This window comes from Cocleimonas flava, from assembly GCF_004339015.1.
GTDB classification, from domain to species: Bacteria; Pseudomonadota; Gammaproteobacteria; order Thiotrichales; family Thiotrichaceae; genus Cocleimonas; species Cocleimonas flava.
Window position 1 is genome coordinate 995,156 of sequence record NZ_SMFQ01000003.1, and the last position, 20,461, is coordinate 1,015,616.

Annotated in this window: 21 protein-coding genes; 9 read left to right on the plus strand and 12 right to left on the minus strand. The window is 41.7% G+C overall.

Annotation, left to right across the window (positions count from 1 at the left end; genetic code table 11):
- Nucleotides 1-9 precede the first annotated feature (9 nt).
- On the plus strand, nt 10-891 hold the full coding sequence (locus EV695_RS10515; protein WP_131905876.1) for an alpha/beta hydrolase: 882 nt from the start codon (nt 10-12) through the stop codon (nt 889-891).
- 142 nt (nt 892-1,033) lie between these two features.
- Here the strand turns inward: EV695_RS10515 and EV695_RS10520 are convergent, their stop codons facing one another.
- On the minus strand, nt 1,034-1,573 hold the full coding sequence (locus EV695_RS10520; protein ID WP_131905877.1) for a hydrolase: 540 nt from the start codon (nt 1,571-1,573) through the stop codon (nt 1,034-1,036).
- A gap of 385 nt (nt 1,574-1,958) precedes the next feature.
- Between EV695_RS10520 and EV695_RS10525 the strand changes: the two genes are divergently transcribed.
- Nucleotides 1,959-2,342: a hypothetical protein gene (locus tag EV695_RS10525; protein ID WP_131905878.1), complete on the plus strand. Its 384-nt coding sequence runs from the start codon at nt 1,959-1,961 to the stop codon at nt 2,340-2,342.
- A gap of 264 nt (nt 2,343-2,606) precedes the next feature.
- On the opposite strand, the gene EV695_RS10530 is transcribed toward EV695_RS10525, so the two are convergent.
- From EV695_RS10530 to EV695_RS10575, 11 genes are all read right to left on the minus strand, one after another.
- On the minus strand, nt 2,607-3,194 hold the full coding sequence (locus tag EV695_RS10530) for a hypothetical protein (protein WP_131905879.1): 588 nt from the start codon (nt 3,192-3,194) through the stop codon (nt 2,607-2,609).
- Between the two features lie 5 nt (nt 3,195-3,199).
- Nucleotides 3,200-3,397, minus strand: a complete 198-nt coding sequence (locus tag EV695_RS10535) for a hypothetical protein (RefSeq protein ID WP_131905880.1) — start codon at nt 3,395-3,397, stop codon at nt 3,200-3,202.
- Nucleotides 3,398-3,421: 24 nt separating this feature from the next.
- The gene (locus EV695_RS10540; RefSeq protein WP_131905881.1) at nt 3,422-4,279 is read right to left on the minus strand and encodes an STAS/SEC14 domain-containing protein; all 858 of its coding nucleotides are present in this window, start codon (nt 4,277-4,279) and stop codon (nt 3,422-3,424) included.
- A gap of 26 nt (nt 4,280-4,305) precedes the next feature.
- Nucleotides 4,306-5,091: a zinc ribbon-containing protein gene (locus tag EV695_RS10545; protein ID WP_131905882.1), complete on the minus strand. Its 786-nt coding sequence runs from the start codon at nt 5,089-5,091 to the stop codon at nt 4,306-4,308.
- A 452-nt stretch (nt 5,092-5,543) separates the two neighbouring features.
- Complete coding sequence (locus EV695_RS10550) at nt 5,544-5,777, minus strand: DUF2789 domain-containing protein (RefSeq protein ID WP_131905883.1); 234 nt, start codon at nt 5,775-5,777, stop codon at nt 5,544-5,546.
- Between the two features lie 41 nt (nt 5,778-5,818).
- A complete protein-coding gene (locus tag EV695_RS20160) occupies nt 5,819-5,962 on the minus strand; it encodes a hypothetical protein (protein ID WP_165874682.1) in 144 nt (47 codons plus the stop codon).
- Nucleotides 5,937-6,401 carry a glycine zipper 2TM domain-containing protein gene (locus EV695_RS10555; protein ID WP_131905884.1) on the minus strand — a complete coding sequence of 155 codons (465 nt, stop codon included), beginning with the start codon at nt 6,399-6,401 and terminating at the stop codon, nt 5,937-5,939. Before EV695_RS10555 ends, EV695_RS20160 begins: the two co-directional genes overlap by 26 nt.
- A gap of 101 nt (nt 6,402-6,502) precedes the next feature.
- Nucleotides 6,503-7,252 carry an acetoacetyl-CoA reductase gene (gene phbB / locus EV695_RS10560; RefSeq protein ID WP_131905885.1) on the minus strand — a complete coding sequence of 250 codons (750 nt, stop codon included), beginning with the start codon at nt 7,250-7,252 and terminating at the stop codon, nt 6,503-6,505.
- Nucleotides 7,253-7,486: 234 nt separating this feature from the next.
- Nucleotides 7,487-8,401, minus strand: coding sequence for a cation diffusion facilitator family transporter (locus EV695_RS10565; RefSeq protein ID WP_131905886.1), 915 nt, complete (start codon nt 8,399-8,401; stop codon nt 7,487-7,489).
- 109 nt (nt 8,402-8,510) lie between these two features.
- Complete coding sequence (locus tag EV695_RS10570; protein WP_131905887.1) at nt 8,511-9,638, minus strand: alpha/beta fold hydrolase; 1,128 nt, start codon at nt 9,636-9,638, stop codon at nt 8,511-8,513.
- A gap of 167 nt (nt 9,639-9,805) precedes the next feature.
- The gene (locus EV695_RS10575; RefSeq protein WP_131905888.1) at nt 9,806-11,002 is read right to left on the minus strand and encodes a patatin-like phospholipase family protein; all 1,197 of its coding nucleotides are present in this window, start codon (nt 11,000-11,002) and stop codon (nt 9,806-9,808) included.
- 278 nt (nt 11,003-11,280) lie between these two features.
- Between EV695_RS10575 and EV695_RS10580 the strand changes: the two genes are divergently transcribed.
- The 7 genes from EV695_RS10580 (at nt 11,281) to EV695_RS10610 (ending at nt 20,456) form a co-directional block, all read left to right on the plus strand.
- Nucleotides 11,281-11,655, plus strand: coding sequence for a hypothetical protein (locus tag EV695_RS10580; RefSeq protein WP_207907045.1), 375 nt, complete (start codon nt 11,281-11,283; stop codon nt 11,653-11,655).
- A gap of 337 nt (nt 11,656-11,992) precedes the next feature.
- Nucleotides 11,993-13,762 carry a PHA/PHB synthase family protein gene (locus tag EV695_RS10585; protein ID WP_131905890.1) on the plus strand — a complete coding sequence of 590 codons (1,770 nt, stop codon included), beginning with the start codon at nt 11,993-11,995 and terminating at the stop codon, nt 13,760-13,762.
- A 59-nt stretch (nt 13,763-13,821) separates the two neighbouring features.
- Entirely contained in the window at nt 13,822-14,598 is a 777-nt protein-coding gene (fabI, locus tag EV695_RS10590) for an enoyl-ACP reductase FabI (protein WP_131905891.1), read from the plus strand.
- Nucleotides 14,599-14,702: 104 nt separating this feature from the next.
- Nucleotides 14,703-15,767, plus strand: a complete 1,065-nt coding sequence (locus EV695_RS10595; RefSeq protein WP_131905892.1) for an HlyD family secretion protein — start codon at nt 14,703-14,705, stop codon at nt 15,765-15,767.
- Complete coding sequence (gene rbbA / locus EV695_RS10600) at nt 15,764-18,643, plus strand: ribosome-associated ATPase/putative transporter RbbA (protein ID WP_131905893.1); 2,880 nt, start codon at nt 15,764-15,766, stop codon at nt 18,641-18,643. Before EV695_RS10595 ends, rbbA begins: the two co-directional genes overlap by 4 nt.
- Before the next feature lies 1 nt (nt 18,644).
- A complete protein-coding gene (locus EV695_RS10605) occupies nt 18,645-19,766 on the plus strand; it encodes an ABC transporter permease (RefSeq protein ID WP_131905894.1) in 1,122 nt (373 codons plus the stop codon).
- A 189-nt stretch (nt 19,767-19,955) separates the two neighbouring features.
- Nucleotides 19,956-20,456 carry a hypothetical protein gene (locus tag EV695_RS10610; protein ID WP_131905895.1) on the plus strand — a complete coding sequence of 167 codons (501 nt, stop codon included), beginning with the start codon at nt 19,956-19,958 and terminating at the stop codon, nt 20,454-20,456.
- Nucleotides 20,457-20,461 lie beyond the last annotated feature (5 nt).

Below are 20,461 nucleotides of genomic sequence, written 5' to 3' on the forward strand. Positions count from 1 at the left end.
AGGGTAAGCATGCATTATTTCATCTTTTTAATACTGGCAATCATCATGCTTGCCGGCTTATTTTTTATCGCTATTCATTTAGGTTTCCGCGCACCCAGAAATAAAGAAACGAGTAATCCCAAAGATCTGCTTGGTATTGATTACCTTCAGTTACACATACCTATTTCTTCTAACAAACATCAAAACGACAAAAAACTTTTTGGCTGGTTACTTCCCGTATCCGGTTCTACAGAAACACTGATTATTCTGCATGGCTGGGGTGGCAATGCAGAAGTCATGTTGCCGCTTGCCACACCCTTTTACAAAGCAGGTATCAACGTCCTGCTTTTCGATACCAGAAGTCATGGCAGTAGTGATTCGGATACCTTCTCATCATTACCCCGGTTCGCAGAAGACCTGGGGAATGTGATTGATTGGTTAAAACAACACCATCCCGAAAAATCTAAAAGGATTGCCCTTTTAGGACATTCAGTCGGGGCAGGCGCGGTATTGTTTGAAGCCTCGAAACGCAAGGATATTGCAGCAGTAATCAGTATTTCTGCATTCGCACACCCTGAATGGATGATGCAACGATTTTTAAAACGTTTCTATTTACCTGCCGTTATCAGAAAGCTCGTGATGCGTTATGTGGAATGGGTCATCGGACACCGCTTTGCGACATTCGCGCCGCTTGCTACAGTTTGTAAAATAAACTGCCCCATACTGATCGTGCATGGCAAAGAAGATACAACCATTCCCGTTGAAGACGCCAGAGCAATTATAGAAAACTGCCCCGAACCGCATTTAAGCTTGCTAGAAATAGAAGATGCAAAGCATGATTCAGTCGAGAAAATAGAACTACATTGTGAAAAACTGATTAAATTTCTTCGTACATCTGGATTTCAGGTTTAATGTCGTAATTACTTTAATCTTAGTCACCCCCCTACTTAGAGGCAGTTTTTTAAAGATCGAATAGATTTAAACAATCATTCAAATCAGGGATGTTCTAATTAAGTTGTTCTCATTAAGCTGTTCTCATTAAGCTTTTTAACGATTACTTAATCAGCGGCAAAATCTGTTTAAACTCCGCTCGGCGAGCATCTTTAATCAACTCATACAGGCACATTTCGACACTCGTAAGACTAGCCCCACTTTGCTCTAGCTTATTTATCGCTAAATCAATATTGGCTTTAGAGCGGGATGAAATACCATCAGTCACCACCTCAACCTGATAATCCCTGGATAACAAACCCAAAGCAGTTTGATACAAACAGATATGCGCTTCAATACCGCAAACAAGCCATTGCTGCATACCACTATCCGCTATGGCTTTTTCAAAGCTGCTGCTTTCACAGGCATTAAAGGTAAACTTTTCCAGTGGTTGATTCGGCGCTAATAACTCACTTAATTCAGGAACAGTCTGCCCCAACCCCTGCGGATTCTGCTCCACCCAAACAATCGGAAGCTTCAGAATCTGGCACCCTTGAATCAACGCCTGAATATTCCGAATTAAAGCCTCGCTTTCATGCACAATACGCGCAAGCTTGCCTTGAACATCGACTATAACCAAACCGGTATTTTCCTGATTTAACACATCAACCTACTCCCAGATGTTTCTCTAGTTTTTCATTAGATCTCTTGAATGATTTACACCATATTAATATTCAAACCCTCATTTAGATAGTGGTAGAGGCAATTGATAACATTTGTAAGCCACCCCCCTACTTATAGAGGCTTTTGATGATCTTTTTGTTTAAGTAAAAATGAAACCTAATTTCTCAGAAGTTGAGACTGATGAATTTCTTTGATTGTGATATAAACTATTTACTTAGGAAGGGCTCTAAATGAAACCAAATCAAAAGCAAGTTTTATACTTGATAAACTATCGAGAAGGTTTTGGACCGTCTTAATATATTGTCATATCTGAAAAAGTCAGACAGAATCACCTACATTTCTGTAATAAATATAGAGGGTTTTATATGTCAATCCATGAAGAAATAAAAGAACTTAAATATCTAGCCATCACAGGGTTTGCGTTAATAGATTTCGCTGAAAGTATATCCGATGGTGGAAAATTCGAACTTAACAATAAACGATGGGTTATTCGTCCAAAAAATTTCGTTACACTTCAACCTCATTGGAAGCAAACATTAAACATTGCAATAAGTCTAAGGGGGAATCCACATGAGTTTGCTGAACTAACGGAACTACCGTTAAAAGAAGGGATGTCTGGATATAGTGAATGTAAAGTTACATTACCAACTCAACTTGCAGCTGCAACTTTTTATATTAGGAGAGCAAAAGAACTTTATACCAAAGGAAATAGAAGAATTCAAAAACAACAAATTTTAAAAGAAATATAACAAGTAAATAAAATTTCAATCTAACCTTATAATCTTTAACCCACCTCTCTACTATAAAAAAACTGCCTATAAGTATAGGGGTGGCAATGAAAATGTCTGTTTCAACTTCATTTAATACAGTGAAAAACTCAAGAAAAAATGGTCCAGGATGAAGGTTGTTTGAGTGAGGAACGAGCGAGTTTCCTTCATCCCCATTGTTTCGCCTCTGAACTAAACAATATGATGTAGTGAAATTTACAGCTTTTTATTCGACTACGTCTCAACCTAACTAACAATTCTCGCACTCAGTGATTTGAATTCTCTCCAACCCATATATATCCCCATAGCCACTATAAATATAACGACAGGAATCAATATCCAGACATAGGTTTCCAGATATGCTGCGATGATTGTTGCAATAGCGATGAAAACACCCAGCACTAGAAAGCGCCAGCCGATATAAATACCTGCGAGAAACGTCGATAAACTCATCACCATCATTAATACAAAAGCGGTGGCGTTATTGGGTAATCGACCGAGTTGCAACAGGATGAAGATCACTTTCACTGCTATAAACACAGCGGTCCAATGCAAGATTTGTTGGCGTATAAAATGAAAACCATCGATATCGCCTTTAATGTATCGCGACCATTCCAGAATGATCGCGGCAACAGCAAATACAGGAATCATCCATAGCCAGAAGTTGATACTTAAGGCTCCCACCACGTCGGTATAGGCGATGCCTACAAAACACAATATGAGTAAGATACTCAGAATCGCTTCGCTGATAAAAATCCGGTGAAACCATCCATCGGGATGATGTAAAAGCGTGGGTTCGGGTTTGTTTGCAGTTTTATCTGCTTTTTTGTTCATGATTTTTACCCTGTTTTTTCAGCCTTCTCTATCTCTGCCAAACCAGTATGTATCGCTTTGAAAATGAGCCTGTCTGCTTCGACAGGGTCATTTTCTGGTACATCCCACGCCATTATCTCCCGATATTTTTCTATCAGATGACGCAAGTCTTTAACGATGTTTCCTTGATAGCGTTCGATTTCTATATTTTGTATATCGCTCATCTTTAGATACCTTTAAATGCTCTCTTAGAACGTTAAATCCTGAAGGGGGACGATCAGCATTTCACAACGGCTATTGCTCTGAACATATTGCGGAATAGTGCCGATGAGTTTGTTTAGGCCTTTTTTCTTTCTTGCGCCAAATACCACAAGGTCAGCATCTTGCGCTTCCAGGAAGGTGACGATACCGCTTTTTGTTTCACCGCAAATGACTTTGCTGATAATGGGATAATCGGTGTCTAGCTCACTGGTGAACGCTTTCATTTGTGCTTCTGACGCTTCCATCCTTGCTTGATTTTGTTCTTCAATAATCGCTTCATCAATCAGGTAAGCGCCCATTGCATCGCCATACGCAGAATACGGTACGTACTCTAAAGCGACATTGAGCAAGGTGAGTGATGCTTTGTAGTGTTTAGCCAATTCAATCGCACGCTTGCAGGCATGTTTGGCATAGGCTGAATAATCTACCGCTACTACGATATTTTTGTAGGGCTGGATTTGTTCTGCCAGCTTTTCAAGGTCTTCCCTTTCGCGTAGCCAATCCCATGCATCTTGTAGATTTTCACGGTTAAAGTATTTTACTTCACCAGAGATTAAAAACGGCTTGGCGATGAAAGACATCCAGCGTTCCCATGCCTTGTCACCCACCATTGCGATGCGTTCAAAGTTTTCGAGATGCTTCATGCCAAATTTGAAATCATCTTTGACCGCATCTAAATCCCATCCTGTGAAATTATCGAATTCGAACAGTAAGGTGATTTTTTCATGCTCTTCAATATGCTTTTCTAATTCAGGTATGAATTTTTGATAATCTTCATGACTTAACTTTCCTGAAGCTCTCACTGCGATGGTGTTACCTTCGTATACGGGTATTATTTGCAACATGATAAATTCCTTTTTTCAGTGGATTTTTAATGTGTAGCTTGGCGAGTTTCTTTGTAGAGCTTATTCACCAATGACATCATTGCGAAATGATGCTTTCTCATGGTGTCGTGCAATTCTGCATGTTGTTGGTGCTCTTGCTTTTCTTGCTCATGTACCGCTACTTTCGCTTCATCCTTCACTTCAAACACATGGCTGGTTGGATCTTTCTCTGCTTTCGCCATAGTCTCTTCGTGCTCATGTTCACGCGCTTCGTGGGCTGTTATAGCCTGAGCGTGTTCATCTAACAGTTGAGAGTGCTGATCGATTGCTGTTTCAATGGTGTGTAATTTATCCAATGCTTCTGCATGTTCTTTTTTCCACAGTGCGATTTCCGCACGCCATAACGCATGCTCAGAATCCCATTGCGTATGCTCCTGGTGTTCGGTGAGATGGTCATCACTTTTTATCGCATCAACACGGTCTTTCAGATTCTTTTCGAAAGCTATTAATTGCGCGGTATTGGTGTTCATTATGGCTAGTAGTTTGCTCCAGACAGAATCTGTAACGTAAGCCGCTTCTTTTTTGAATTCTTCTTTATACGCTTCTCTGGATTCATTTAAATTTTCATCCAGCTTTTTGAAATCATGCTTAAGCTCTGTGGTAATTTCTTCCACTTCTGCCTGGCTTAATTCCTTCCATTCGCTCAATTGTTCTTCGGCTGTATGTAATGCCTGTTGTAAGTTTTCGCCCTGATTGACGACCAAGTCTTCAACCGTATCTACCATAGTCTGGTATGCCTGTTTTAGGTCTTTATTCATTTCTTCGATTCTCATGACGTTTCTCCATCAAAAAGATTATTAATTACGACTATGATAATTGCGCACTCACCCACAACATACAATTCGGTCTACTACGTAATTAATTGCGGTAAATACGTAAAACGAATGTGTTTTTTTATATGAATCAACGTTCTAAAAAAGACGAAGCCATCCCCCTACTTTGGAGGACTTTTTTGAGGGTTGGAAAGATTGCCTGATACGAGGAACGGGCAGCGTACTCTTGAAAGCTGAATAATTATTGAGAGAGTGTTTGAGTGTTTGAGAAAGATTGAAGAGTGGAGTGAAAAGAAAGGAGAGGAGAAAAAGGAGAGGAGGAAAAGGAAAGAAGAAAAAGAAATCTGGAAAAGCCGAAACAAATAAAAACAGCTAAAGCTAACTTGCGTAGCTTTAGCTGTGATATTTATGAAACCATTTTGACGTCGTAACGCTTATAAATAAACGGTTAATTAATCCCGCAACAAAACATTCAAATGATCGACAACAACGGCCCAGTCCGAATCTTCTGCTATCGATTCTTTTAAAAAATCTGCCTGAGACTTGCTCCAGAATTCCGCTTCATAAAGCTCCATATCCTCTGGGATCGGCTTGTGCGTGATGATGAAGTTTTCGATACTTTCGTTGCTTTCTTCCAAGCCTAATTGTGCAAATAAAGCGTTCATATCATGAATTGATGTTTCCATTGTTATCTCCACAGTAATTTAAAAAAGTATTTGGTTTATCTTTATAAGATAAGGCTTAGGTTTAACAGGTTTATCCATGAAAAGCAGTTAACCGTATAATGATAAGGCATTAGCAAACCATCATACGGAACGGTTTCTCCGGCAAATTCAGTTGATGTATCAGCCTTGTACTTTCCAGCTGCCATCGGCTTGACGACACGCTCTGCCGTATATCTTTTCTTTTTTACCACCAATAATCGCGTCTACCGTATATTCGCGACAAGGTTGTGCAGAGTTCACCGTATAGGTTCTTGTAGGGACTACACTGTAGTGATTATGTGTGTCTGGATTGTTCCAGGTTGTAGGCACCCCAGTTCGCACTGTTTCCAGTGAATGGGCTATTTTTAAGCGATCGGTATCATCCATAGATCGACCAATTGATCCACCAATCTGTGAGCCCACAAGCGTACCAACTATCGTCGCGACCGTTCTACCATGTCCTTTGCCGATTTGGTTACCTGCAACACCACCTAACACACTACCAATAATAATCCCGGCTTGTTCATTAGGGGCGCCATTGCCTGTGCAGCCAGCCGCTGCAATACTTGCGACTAATACTGATGTCATCAAAAACGTTTTTTTCATTGTTATATCCAGATACTTTTTCATAATCTTTACTCAGTTCTATTTTTTTTTGCCAACAGGACCACTGTTAACTGGCTCTGTTGGCTTTTACTAAAACTCCGTTAATGGCTAATAAATAAGCCACCATTGACAGGAATTAAAGCGCCAGTTGTGTAACTATTTTTCTCATCTGCCAGCCATAAAACTGCCGATGCAATCTCTGCTGGATGACCCATTCTTCCCATCGGAATACCACTAATAATTGATTCCAATACTTTCTCTGGCATATCTGCGGTCATTGCCGTTTCAGAATAACCAGGCGCAACGGTATTTACGGTCACGCCTTTACGTGCGCCTTCATACGCAGCAGACATGGTAAAACCATGGATACCCGCTTTCGCTGCCGAGTAGTTTGGCTGTCCAAATTGACCGCGTTGTCCGTTTACCGATGAAATATTGATAATGCGTCCGTAACCGCGTTCAGTCATTCCCAACATCACAGGTTTAGTAACATTGAATGCGCTGGTTAGGTTGGTATCAATGACTGCTTTCCACTGGTCTATCGTCATGTGTTTGATAGATGCATCACGAGTGATACCCGCACAGTTAACTAATACATCGATGGGGCCAATTCTGCTTTCGATATCAGTAATCATTGCACCTGTTTCATCAAAATCTGATACGTCTGCTGGAGCGATTTCGATATCAAACCCCGCTGCTTTTTGCTCGACTTGCCATTTTTCTGAGTGTTCTTTATCAGCAGGATAGTAGTTTGCGACTACCTTGCAACCTGAGGTAAATAACTGTCGACAGATTTCACCGCCGAGCCCGCCTGTTCCGCCTGTTACTAGTGCAACTTTATTCTTACTCATGTTTATATACTCCATGTTTGATTTAAGTTTTATTCAGAAATACTCAAAATCTATTCGTAAATTCTATTATTCGATTGTGTAAATATAATGAATCAACATGAGTTTTGTTACTGGGGTTTAACGTAATTTCACTGTGGAATATACGTAATTTTTATCCTGTGCTTATGAGAAAACAGCGCCCCAATGCTCGTCTGCTAATCTACCAAACTACTAAGCGCTACTGGTCATTAGTGATCAAACATTCTCGAAACAATGATCAGCTTCATCGCAGGCGATAGTCTCAAGCTGGATAGTTGAATGATTAATACCAAAATCTTCTTTGAGTGTATGAGAAATCCGATGGATCAAAGCATCACCATCATCCCCTTTCCAGACCAGATGCACCGACAACGCTGTGCGAGTTGTGGAAAGCGCCCAGATATGTAAATCATGTACGCTTGTGATTTCGGGTTGATTGATCAACCAGTCTGAGATGGCGTTACGGTCTACATTCTCGGGCACGCCATCAAGCTCCAGCCTCAATGAATCCCGCAGTAATCCCCAGGCAGTGACTGTAATCACGAGACTTACGCCAATAGCCACCACTGGATCTAACCAGTTCCAGCCCGTCAACATAATACCTGCAGCAGCGACGACGACTGCACCTGAAACAATTGCATCTGCCGCCATGTGCAAATACGCGCCTTTGGCGTTAAGGTCTTCTTTTTGCGAACGCATAAATAACAATGCCGATCCTGCATTAACCGCAATCCCAATCAATGCAACCCAAAGAATTGTTGCCCCTGGCAGATCGACCGTTGTACCGAAGCGGTGGGCCGCTTCCCAAATTACCAGTACTACGCCTATTAAAATGGCGATAGCATTTAGCATAGCGGCTAAAATTGTGGCGCGACCATAACCGAAGGTATAACTTCCCGTGCCTACACGTTTAGCCAGAACCATTGCACCCCAGGCAATTAGCAGCCCAGCAACATCGGTTAAATTGTGTGCGGCATCTGCCAGCAGAGCGAGCGAGCCAGTGATGAACCCTGCCGCGCCCTCGACTATGACATAACTGGTATTAAGCCCCACCGCCCAACGAAAAGCAGGCCCCAGATCCTTTGAGGTTATAGTCTCAATTCCGTGCGTATGTCCGTGTTTATCTGGCATTACGAACTCCTAAATGGATTCCTTTGCTTGATCGACTCAAGTGCAAGAATGATGCATTGATAAAATAACACCGAGCTTTTCACATCGAATATTGAACTCCATCCATGTTTTATTGCTTAGCGATCCACTGCGAAATCTCGGGCCAGGTCTCGCGCAAAGTACGTGATCCCATAAACAAGCCAATATGTCCGCCCGGAACGGTTTTCTTGCGGATATCTTTAGCTGGCGTACTGATTAACTGTTCAGCCGCAAGGACCTGTTCGGGGGTTGTGATGTCGTCATCTTTACCCGCGAGTAAATACGTTGGACAGCTTATCGCATTGAGATTCAACACACGCCCTAGCCCAACAAACTCACCTTTGGCAAACCGGTTCTCTTTGAATAGCTGTTGAATGACTTGCAGATACCAACGTCCTGGTAGATCGATAGGATTCTCATACCAGCTTTCGAAGCTTTCTTCTTTGCTCAAATATTCTGGGTCGTCAATGTGCTCGTAAAGTGAGACGTAATTTTTGAAGTAATGCTCTTCTGGGTGCATATTTTTCCAGCCTTGCAACATGTAACGACCAGGCATTAATCCTCCACTTGTTGCGACCATATCCTCATAAAAAGACATCGGAGATTCCTGCGCCATGTTTTTAATCGGCCCATCTCCTGCGTTGGTATCGATAGGCGCGCCAGCGAGTACTAAAGAATTTACTTTATCGGGGAAGCGTGAAGCTATCATGGCTGACACCCAGCCTCCCTGACAAAGCCCGACCAGATTGACTTTTCCACCCAGGTCTTCAATGACTGTCAGCATTTCTTCCAGATAGTTATCCACTTCTAGATTCGCCATATCTGGCGTGGCTGATTTCCAGTCGGTTAATAAGACATGTGGATGTCCATTGGCCATTAATGTTTCAATTAAACTCTGACCCTTGTGATAATCGGCAATCATCGATGTATGACCCGCGTGTGGTGCATCAACGAGTGTTGGAATATTACCCTCGACAGGTTTTCCATATTCCCGCAGTGCCATTGTGCGCAAATCTAATCTAAGAGTATTCGGGGTTGCGAGTTTGGGCGTAAGATCATGTTCGAGTTTCATTTCCTCAGAAACGAATTTAATATTATCTGAGGCTACTTTCATGCCTTCTTCGATCATTGCTTGCTGATACTGCAAGGGCCAGAAAAACGGTACGGAGAGTGAAGATGGCTGGGTGATACTCTGCTCAGCCTTTTGCTTATGTGTCATGGTATCTACCTTGAGTGTTAGATTTAATTTAAGAGGTATTAATAATCCTTAAAAAAATCGAGAGTGATAAGTCGCTCTTGTGCTTAGACACTATGTGGAAAATACGTAGTTTTACGGGGTACCTTGTGTAGATGAATTGACACCCCCCTACTTTGGAGCACTTTTTTTTAGTCATTAACCCCTGGTGGGACTTTCTTCCATACGTCCTTTTTCAGACCTTGTTCATATCCCTTTTTAAACAATCTATTCATTTCTTTTCGATCAAATTCATCACTCTCTGTGGGCTCATATTCTTCAGGCAGTGCAACCCAATTGAAATCCAGACCTTGTGTTTTCGCCAGCCCATAGACTCTATTCAAGTCATTGAGAGCCTGCGATTTGATCATAGAAGAAAGTGCGCGTTCGGATATTTTGGTAAGGTTTCTGGGGACTTGTTTTAATTCGGGACCTATCTCGGCATTCCGAATAATGTAAATACTCATCTTTCGATTAGGCTCTTCCACCAGATTCAATTTTTTCCTGAAGTCGGTTAAATCCAATGTTGCTGCAAGAAAGAATAATTGCGCTTTAACACCGCCATCGACATGCATTTCATCATAGGATGTACCACCAACCTCGACTTTGATTAGCACAGGTGGAAATGCGACAGGCACAGAAGATGATGCGAGTATGATCTGTTGAAAAAGCTCCAATGCCTTGGGGTGTCCACTATTAGCAATGGCCCCCATATTCCACACAACCAGTCGATCTGCGTCTAAATTTGTGGTTCCGATAAATAGACGTCGACCCTGACGGTGAGCCAAAGCGACTTTATTTAAAACATCGTTTGTAATATAGCGTTTGATCAAACGGAGTAAGGGTGCTGTGTCGGTGAAGGAATCACTCCACATAAAACTTATCCAACGCGGAAAGTAAATATTGTTCGCATCAATCGTGGTGAAGGCTTCCTGTAAGGTGGGGTCATACTCGGGACCAATAAAGGCAAACGGAGCAATCAACGCGCCGGTACTAATCCCTGTTACTAATTTAAAGGTGGGACGGGTTCCTGTTTTCGTCCAGCCCTGCAAAAAGCCAGCCCCAAAGGCGCCGTTATCGCCACCACCGGAAAGTGTCAAGACGCTAGAAGCGGGTAATTTAACAAGACTGCTAGCGGCTAAATGGCTCTTTTCCTGTTTTATTGAGAGTAATAAATCAGACTCGAAATCTTTACTAAATGTCCCTGACCAGGCTCTTACCCCTGACATTCCTGAAATTTTTGCGCTTAACATTTTGTCCAAAGGCGCAGGATGACGGGGCAAAGTGCTGCATGCGCTTAACGTCGCAAAACAGACAAGGATGACAACATTACGGATGATAATTTTCATCAAGGTCTCTGGTATCAAGATCAAACCTGCTAATCATCTTTACATCCTATTCAACGGTTTTTAGATACATTTATTATTCACACGCGAAAGCTACGCTTATAACGTCCTGTTATTAATATCGACTAAATGAACACTAATTTCATAAAAAAATACATTAACCGGGAGAAAAGTAAAAACTTAATGACAAAAGTCAAAAACAGATAAAACTATTCACTTTTGTTAGCAATAAACTTGTACTTTGAGGCTGAAACATCTCCGACATCATTAAGAAAAGGTAAATGCAAATGGTTTCTAAACAACAGCATGAAGAGCATCAACAATGGGACAGCGATCATGAAATGTGGTTAGTCGATATTGCAATGTGGCAAAAAGAACAACAAAGCTCGGAGGAGAAATTACTCGCTATTCAAGACGCTATTCGCAAACAAAGTGAAACGTTACAGAAGCATGCACAAACCATTCATGCTCATCAACGTTATGATCATCATCATGAAACACTGCAAACAGAAGCCGAAGCTGCGATAAGCGACAAAACCCATCAGGAAATGGCGTTGAAACATTCAACCGAAACACAAATCCATGAGCATATTAAGCAACAGCATAAAGAAGCCGTGATTCTTATAGACAAGCTGTATAAGCTTTTGAAAAAGTAAATTTGCGACTATTCAGTGGTGTTTTACCATTCTATCTGTTCGCAAAAACAATCAAAAATACTCAAAGCCACCCCCCTACTTATAAGCGTTTTTTTAAGTAGGTGTGGCTGTCTCCGTATCTCACATTGAAAACGGTTTAAGCGCCTTCTTAAACCCAAATCAACAATCATTAACTAGGTATTTACCACATCGAAATTAAGCACATGTTCTAGCTATTTTTTTAATCACTGACTGTTAGTGTTGCTGTTGAGATATATCAAAACGCTTTGTGTATTTTGTGAATAAAATCAGCAACACAGAGAAGGGATTAAAAGCGAGAACAGCAGGTAAATAACAAATGAATCAACCTAATAAAGAGATACAAGCGATCAGTGACAGTTGTCAGGATTCCGTATCGCAATACAAAGCTATTGACCATGCATTTAAAGCTAACCTTGCAAAATTCACCTTTGGATTAAGTCCTGCAGGGCTTTTACGCGATTATTTTGATTGGGCTTCGCATCTGGCACTGTCACCAGGAAAGCAATTAGAGCTCACTGAAAAAGAGTTTCAAAAAGGCGCCAAGCTGTTACGTTACTCTATTCAATCTGCGTTAAACCCTGATTTAGAGCCTTGTATAAAGCCACTACCTCAGGATCACCGCTTTACGGATAAGGGCTGGCAGTCCTGGCCTTATAATATTTATTACCAATCTTTTTTGTTGAACCAGCAATGGTGGCACAACGCTACGACAGATATTGATGGCTTGTCCAACAAGAGTGAAAATGTCATTTCATTTATCGCCAGACAAATACTGGATAAATGGGCGCCCTCTAACTTCCCTTTGTTGAACCCTGAAATTACACGCGAAACTTTTTCATCATTTGGTGCAAACCTTGTTCAGGGTGAAAAAAATCTACTGGAAGATGCAGATAGATTAATTGCAGGCAAACCTGCTGCTGGTATTGAAAATTTCGCTGTGGGACAAAACCTTGCGATCACACCCGGCAAAGTGGTTTACCAGAACCATTTAATTGAATTAATTCAATATACGCCAACTACCAAAAAAGTGTATGCCGAGCCAATTTTGATCGTACCTGCGTGGATAATGAAATATTACATATTGGATCTATCCGCTGAAAATTCGATGGTGAAATACCTCGTCGATAAAGGGCATACCGTGTACATGATTTCATGGCGCAACCCAGGCTCTGAAGACAGAGAATTGCATCTGGAAGATTACCGTCGCATGGGACCTATGGCCGCTTTAGATGCTATTTCATCCATAATTCCCGATCAGAAGATACATGCGACTGGCTATTGTCTGGGTGGCACATTGCTCTCTATTGCCGCGGCTGCAATGGCACGCGATGGTGATGATCGTCTTGCCTCAATGACAACCTTAGCGACACAAGTTGATTTTACTGAAGCGGGGGAATTGACCTTATTTATTGGTGAAAGCGAAGTATCTTATCTTGAAGATATGATGCAGGAACAAGGCTATCTTGATGGCTACCAAATGGCTGGGGCTTTCCAGATATTACGTTCAAATGATTTGGTTTGGTCACGCATGGTACACGATTACATGCTGGGTAAACGCCGTCCTATGAATGATTTAATGGCATGGAATACAGACCTTACCCGTATGCCTTATAGAATGCATTCTGAATACCTCCGTAAGTTATTTTTAAATAACGATCTTGCCAGTGGACGCTATCAAGTAAGCGGTCGTCCTGTGGTCATCAAAGATATTCATACTCCAATATTTGCGGTTTCTACGGTTAAGGATCACGTCGCACCGTGGAAATCAGTCTACAAAATAAATCTATTGGCTGATGCTGATGAAGTCACTTTTGTGCTCACCAGTGGTGGTCATAATGCCGGTATCGTTAGTGAGCCTGGTCATCCTCATCGTAAATTTCAGGTGGCGACCCACTATGAAGGTGAAACCTATATTGATCCAGACACATGGCAACAGGAAACACCTTATCAAGAGGGTTCCTGGTGGCCAGTTTGGGAACAATGGTTATGTGAACGTTCATCTAAAAAAACCGAAACGCCAACCATGGGAAATGCGGAATACCCTCCCCTCATGGATGCCCCGGGTAAATACGTAATGATGACGTAATCTGCAGACTGCACTTAAAAAAATTATCACTTATCACATGTACAAAGGAATTATTTAAAATGGACGCCTCACTCCCCTTACTAAAAGGTAAAAAAGGAATCGTAGTCGGCATTGCTAACGAAAATAGTATTGCTTATGGCTGCGCAAAAGAAATACATAATACAGGTGCTGAACTACTACTAGGTTACGGCACTGAAAAGTCTGAACCTTATATTCAACCATTATTAGCAGATCTAGGTAACCCTGATTTAGTACTGTGTGATGTTACCGACGATGAACAACTGGAAAACTTATTTCAGCATGCTAAGGACAAATGGGGAAAAATAGATTTTCTGGTACATTGCATTGCATTTTGTCCAAAGGATGATTTATTTGGCAGGGTAACCGATTGCTCTCGTGAAGGATTTAAAATAGCGATGGATATTTCCTGCTATTCCTTTATTCGTATGGCACATCTTGCTGAACCTCTTATGACAGATGGCGGCACATTGTTGACCATGACCTATTACGGATCTGAAAAAGTGGTTCCTAATTACAACATCATGGGGCCTGTTAAAGCTGCGTTGGAATCATCGGTGCGTTACCTCGCCAGTGATCTCGGCTCTAAAGGCATTCGTGTACACGCCTTATCACCCGGCCCTATTAAAACGCGTGCAGCAAGTGGTATCGATCATTTTGAGGCTCTACTTAATGCAAGTGCTGAGCACACACCTATTCAACAACAAGTGACCATCGAAGATGTGGGTGATGTGGCTGTTGGCATGATTAGCGACTCAGCAAAATCTCTAACGGGTCACATCGCATACGTCGATTCTGGTTACCATATTTTAGGTTAATGTTGATTGTTATTTGTTTAAAAAATTTTTTAAACAAATTTTAAACAAAATGATGACTCATTTCTTTATTTCACTTTTTATTTTTATTCCTGGGGTCCTATCCTATGAGCACTAAATCCACACTAAAAACAATCAGTACCGTGGTCATTCTGGCATTAGTCGCCGGTGGTGGATGGTATGCCTGGCAAGTTCTAAAATCGGATGAAATTCCGGAAAAACTAGAACCTTACTCAGAAGTCATTAATGAGGTAAAAAGCCATATTAAAACGACTGAAGAATTGCCTGATTATATTGCTTCAGGTAATGGACGTATCGAAGCGACAGAATATGATATCGCCACAAAAATTGCAGGTCGTTTAACTAAGGTTCTCGCTGAAGAGGGAGATACGGTAGAAGCTGGCCAAACGCTTGCTGTGATTGATACTGATGACCTTAATGCGCAACTACGCGAAGCAAATGCCAGTTATAAAGAGGCTGTTGAAGCACGTAAATACGCGATAGCAATTGTTGAGCAATATAAGAGTGAACTGACTTATGCGCAGACTGAATTACGCCGATTCCTTGAATTGTCGAAAAAAGGTCATGTCTCACAAGAAAATGTTGACCAGAAACGGACTGCTTTTAAATCAGCCGATGCCGCACTTAAAGCTGCCAATATCAAAGTCGTTCAATCTGCATCTGGCATAGAAGCTGCAGAAGCACGCATTCAAAGATTAAAGGCGAATATTGATGACAGCACACTTAAAGCGCCTATAAAAGGTCGTGTACTTTATCGACTTGCAGAACCCGGAGAAGTCCTTGCCAGTGGTGGTAAAGTCATGACAGTTCTGGATTTAACAGATGTTTATATGAGTATTTTTCTTCCTACTGCCGAGGCTGGCAAAGTCACTATAGGCGCTGAAGCTCGTATGATTATTGATGCTATTCCTCAATACACGATTCCCGCAAAAGTAACCTTTGTTGCTGCGGAAGCACAGTTCACCCCGCGTTCTGTGGAAACTCGCGCTGAACGTGACAAATTGATGTTCCGCGTTAAGGTGAAAATTGATTCTGCCTTACTTAAAAAGCATATCCAAAAAGTAAAAACAGGTGTGCCCGGCGTTACATATATTTCACTCGATCCTGAAAAAGGATGGACGGATAAATTAGAGTTGAGACTTCCTGAATGAATTCAGAGGACACATCTGTTATCGAGGTTAATGACACCGATAACAATGCCGTTAAAATTCAAAACTTAACGCATTGTTATGCGGAGAATCATGCATTAGATGATATTAACCTGGATTTACCTGCCGGATGCATGGTGGGTTTAATCGGCCCTGATGGCGTGGGAAAATCCACACTGTTAGCGCTGATTGCGGGTGCACGAAAAATCCAGACAGGTGAGATACAAGTACTAGACGGTAATATGAAAAGCAGTCGTTTTCGTTCGACTATTTCTCCTCGTATTGCCTATATGCCGCAAGGTTTGGGTAAAAACCTTTACCCTACTTTATCGGTGTTTGAAAACGTGGATTTCTTTGGTCGTCTGTTTGGTCAAAGCCGAAAAGAACGTAAACAACGGATTACAGATTTACTTGAAAGTACCGGACTAGAAGCCTTTGCTGATCGCCCTGCGAATAAACTATCAGGCGGGATGAAACAGAAGCTCGGTTTGTGTTGCGCATTGATTCATGACCCACAATTACTCATTCTGGATGAGCCAACTACCGGGGTCGATCCGCTCTCAAGACGTCAGTTCTGGGAGTTAATCGATCGCATTCGTAGTCGTGAAAAAGACATGAGTGTCTTGGTCGCAACGGCTTACATGGAAGAAGCGAATAACTTCGACTTTTTAGTCGCTATTGATGATGGAAAAGTAATCGGCACCGGTGCGCCCGAAGCATTAAAAACCCAAACAAATCAGGACACTCTGGATGAAGCCTTTATTTCATTACTTCCAGAAGAGAAGCGTCACGACCATAAGCAATTGGTTGTTCCGCCACGAGAAAAAGCTGATGGGAAAATAGAAGCCGCCATTACTGCGACCGATCTGACGAAACGTTTTGGTGATTTCACTGCGGTCGATAAAGTCAGCCTAAACATAGAGCGCGGTGAAATATTCGGTTTTCTCGGTTCCAACGGCTGCGGCAAAACCACTACCATGAAAATGTTGACTGGTTTACAACCTGTAACCAGCGGAGAAGCCTTGTTATTCGGTAAAAAGGTAGATGCCAATAATATTGAAACACGCAAACGCGTGGGTTATATGTCGCAGGCATTCTCGCTTTACAATGAATTAACGGTGCAGCAAAACTTAATGCTTCATGCGCGCCTATTTCATTTACCCCCGAATAAAATCAAACCACGCATCAAACAATTAACCGAACGTTTTAATCTTGGTGAATACAGTGATGACTACCCTTCTGAGTTACCTTTAGGTATCCGTCAGCGACTTTCTTTAGCGGTTGCGGTGGTTCATGACCCCGATATTTTGATACTCGATGAACCAACATCAGGCGTTGACCCTGTTGCACGCGATAATTTTTGGGAGCTACTAATCGAGTTATCACGCGACCAAGGTGTGACAATATTTATCTCTACCCATTTCATGGATGAAGCAGCACGGTGTGACAGAATATCGTTGATGCATGCGGGAAAAGTACTTGCCAGTGATACGCCTGCCGCATTACGCGAGTCACGTAATGCGGATACTCTTGAAGAGGCTTTTATTGCTTATCTGGAAGAAGCGGTAACAAAATCGTCTAAATCTAACAAGAAAAATGACAACGCCGTATCCAGTAAGAATAAACAAAACGCTGATATAAAAGACATAAATAACGATGAACAAAGTGACAAGGCGCTTGATAAAGAAAATACGGATTCTTCACCACTCGTTTCAAGCACAATCCAGAAAAGTGACATTAAGCCACCCAAAGCATTCAGCCTTTTGCGCTTATTTGGCTATGCACACCGGGAAACACTAGAGTTATGGCGTGACCCTATTCGTCTTACTTTCGCTTTACTTGGCTCTATCATCCTGATGTTTATCCTTGGTTATGGCATTACCTTAGATGTTGAAGATCTCAGTTTCGCCGTACTGGATCACGACCAAACACCTGAAAGTCAAAGCTATATTGAGAATTTATCCGGTTCTCGTTATTTCATTCAAAGAGCAGATATAAAAGACTCCGATGAACTCGATAGAAGAATGCGCAGCGGTGAACTCAGCTTTACTGTAGAAATTCCTCCTAACTTTGGCCATCAATTAAAACGCAGTAGAGCACCTGAAGTAGCAGTAAGGGTTGATGGTTCAATGCCTTTTAGAGCAGAAACAATATCTAGTTATCTTACTGCCAACCACCTCGCTTATTTGAGTGATTTGTCATTACGAACTTATGGGATTGTGCCCACTCTGGTTCCCGCTGATATAGAATCCCGGTATCGCTACAATCAGGACTTTAAGAGTCTAGAAGCAATGGTACCTGCAGTCATACCCTTGTTACTGGTATTTATTCCCGCCATTTTAATGGCTTTGGGTGTGGTTCGTGAAAAGGAACTCGGTTCAATCACCAACCTTTATGTTACCCCCGTTACCAGACTGGAATTTTTAATAGGTAAACAATTGCCTTACATTTTAGTCAGTATGGTGAGTTTCTTTGGTCTTGTAATGCTCGCTATCTTTATCTTTGGTGTGCCTTTAAAAGGCAGCTTTTTCGCCTTAAGTCTACTTGCGCTGTGTTATGTGACAGCAACCACAGGTATTGGCTTATTAATTTCAGCTTTTACTAATACACAAATTTCGGCGCTAGCTGGAACTGCTGTCATCATATTAATGATAGCGGTAAATTTCTGTGGACTGATTGATCCTGTCGCATCACTGGAAGGCGCTGGCGCCATTATTGGAAAATTGTTCCCCACCACTTACTTTCTTGAAGCAAGTCGTGGTGCATTCAATAAAGCCCTTGGTCTATCTGACCTCTCTCAATACTTTCTTCCGATGATTGCATTCATTCCTGTGCTGACAATTGTTAGCGTTTTCTCACTACGTAGTCAGGACAGATGATATGAAACATCGTGGCAATATCCTACAACTTGGCATCAAGGAATTACGCAGTCTATGGCGCGATAAAGCATTGTTATTATTTGTTGCTTTTGCATTTACCGGCTTAATTTATGTCGTTTCATCTGCTACCTCTCAAGAGTTGAATAACGCCCCAATCGCAGTCGTGGATGAAGACCAGTCTCCTTTATCAAAACGCATCATCAATGCTTTTTACGGTCCTTATTTTAAGACGCCTGATATCATCTCACTGCCTGAAGTTGACCCTGCGATGGATAATGGTAGTTACACTTTTGTGATCAATATACCGCCCTACTTTGAGCGTGATGTTCTGGCAGGCAAGCAGCCCGACTTACAAGTGAATATCGATGCTACACGAATGACACAGGCATTCATCGGCGACGGATATATTCAAAATATCATTGGAACTGAAATCAACGAGTTTGTGAAAGGCTATCGTGCGACGTACGTGTACCCTGTTCAGCTAACGAGTAGAATTAAATTTAATCCGAACCTGACCAGTGTCTGGTTTGGAAGTGTGATGGAGCTGATGAATGTCATCACCATGATTTCTATCATTCTAACTGGCGCAGCGGTCATTCGCGAACGTGAACACGGTACGCTGGAGCATCTATTGGTAATGCCACTCACGCCATTTGAAATTGTTGTCGCCAAAATCTGGGCTAATGGCCTGGTGATATTACTCGCAGCGGCTTTCTCCCTGTTTGTGGTGATTGAAGGCTTTTTGCATGTGCCAATTCACGGCTCAGCAGCCCTGTTCTTATTCGGCGCAGCGATTCATCTATTTGCGACAACATCCTTGGGTATTTTATTGGGAACTCAAGCGCGAACCATGCCTCAACTTGGTCTATTGATCATCTTGATTCTACTGCCCCTACAAATGTTATCTGGCGGTATCACACCCAGAGAGAGCATGCCTGATATCGTGCAAAACATTATGCTGGTTGCGCCCACCACGCACTTCGTTAAATTTGCACAGGCGATACTTTATAGGGGCGCGGGTTGGGAAGTTGTTTGGCCTTATTTCCTGGCATTACTCGCCATAGGTACCGTATTTTTTCTTTTTGCATTGGCGCGCTTCCGTAAATCTGTGGCTCAAAGCTAAGTCGAGCTCAGCTATGTTCTAACAAGAAACTCTATACAGTAAGATCAATGTAAATAGATAGATAGTAGGTCACCCCCCTACTTATAAGGAGTTTTTCTTTTTGACAAAGGGCTATCTATGCCAGACCTTTACCATTAGAATATTTGATAATAAACATCATTGAAATCTTCTTATCTAACTGGCATCTTTATGAATAACAACCCTTATGAACCACCACAATCAAACGTATCTGGCTCTGCCGGAGACCTGAGCATCAGACCTAAATCACCTAAGGTAATCGGAATTATTTTATTAATTTTTTCGATTTTAGGATTACTTAGCATGGCGTCGCTTATTTTCTCCATGTTCGCAATTACAGACGAGACGTTAAAAGCGAGCATGTTCCCTTACGGAGAAACCTATTCATTAGTTACTTTTGTGATTGGTGCAATCTCTACCCTATTTGCTTTTTATATTTCGATTTTACTCATTAAATATAAAGATAAAGGAAGACGATTCTTCAATTATCTGATGATTTATAGCGTTATTTCATCAATTATATCATTAGGTTATATTCTATTTTTTGTACTAGACGATTTTACATCCAGTGTTGCAATTTCAGCCATAACCAGCACAGCGTTAGGCTTAGCTCTGTATTTAATCATTTGGTACATCATCAATAAACCAAAGGTAAAAGCTAGCTTAAACTAACTGAG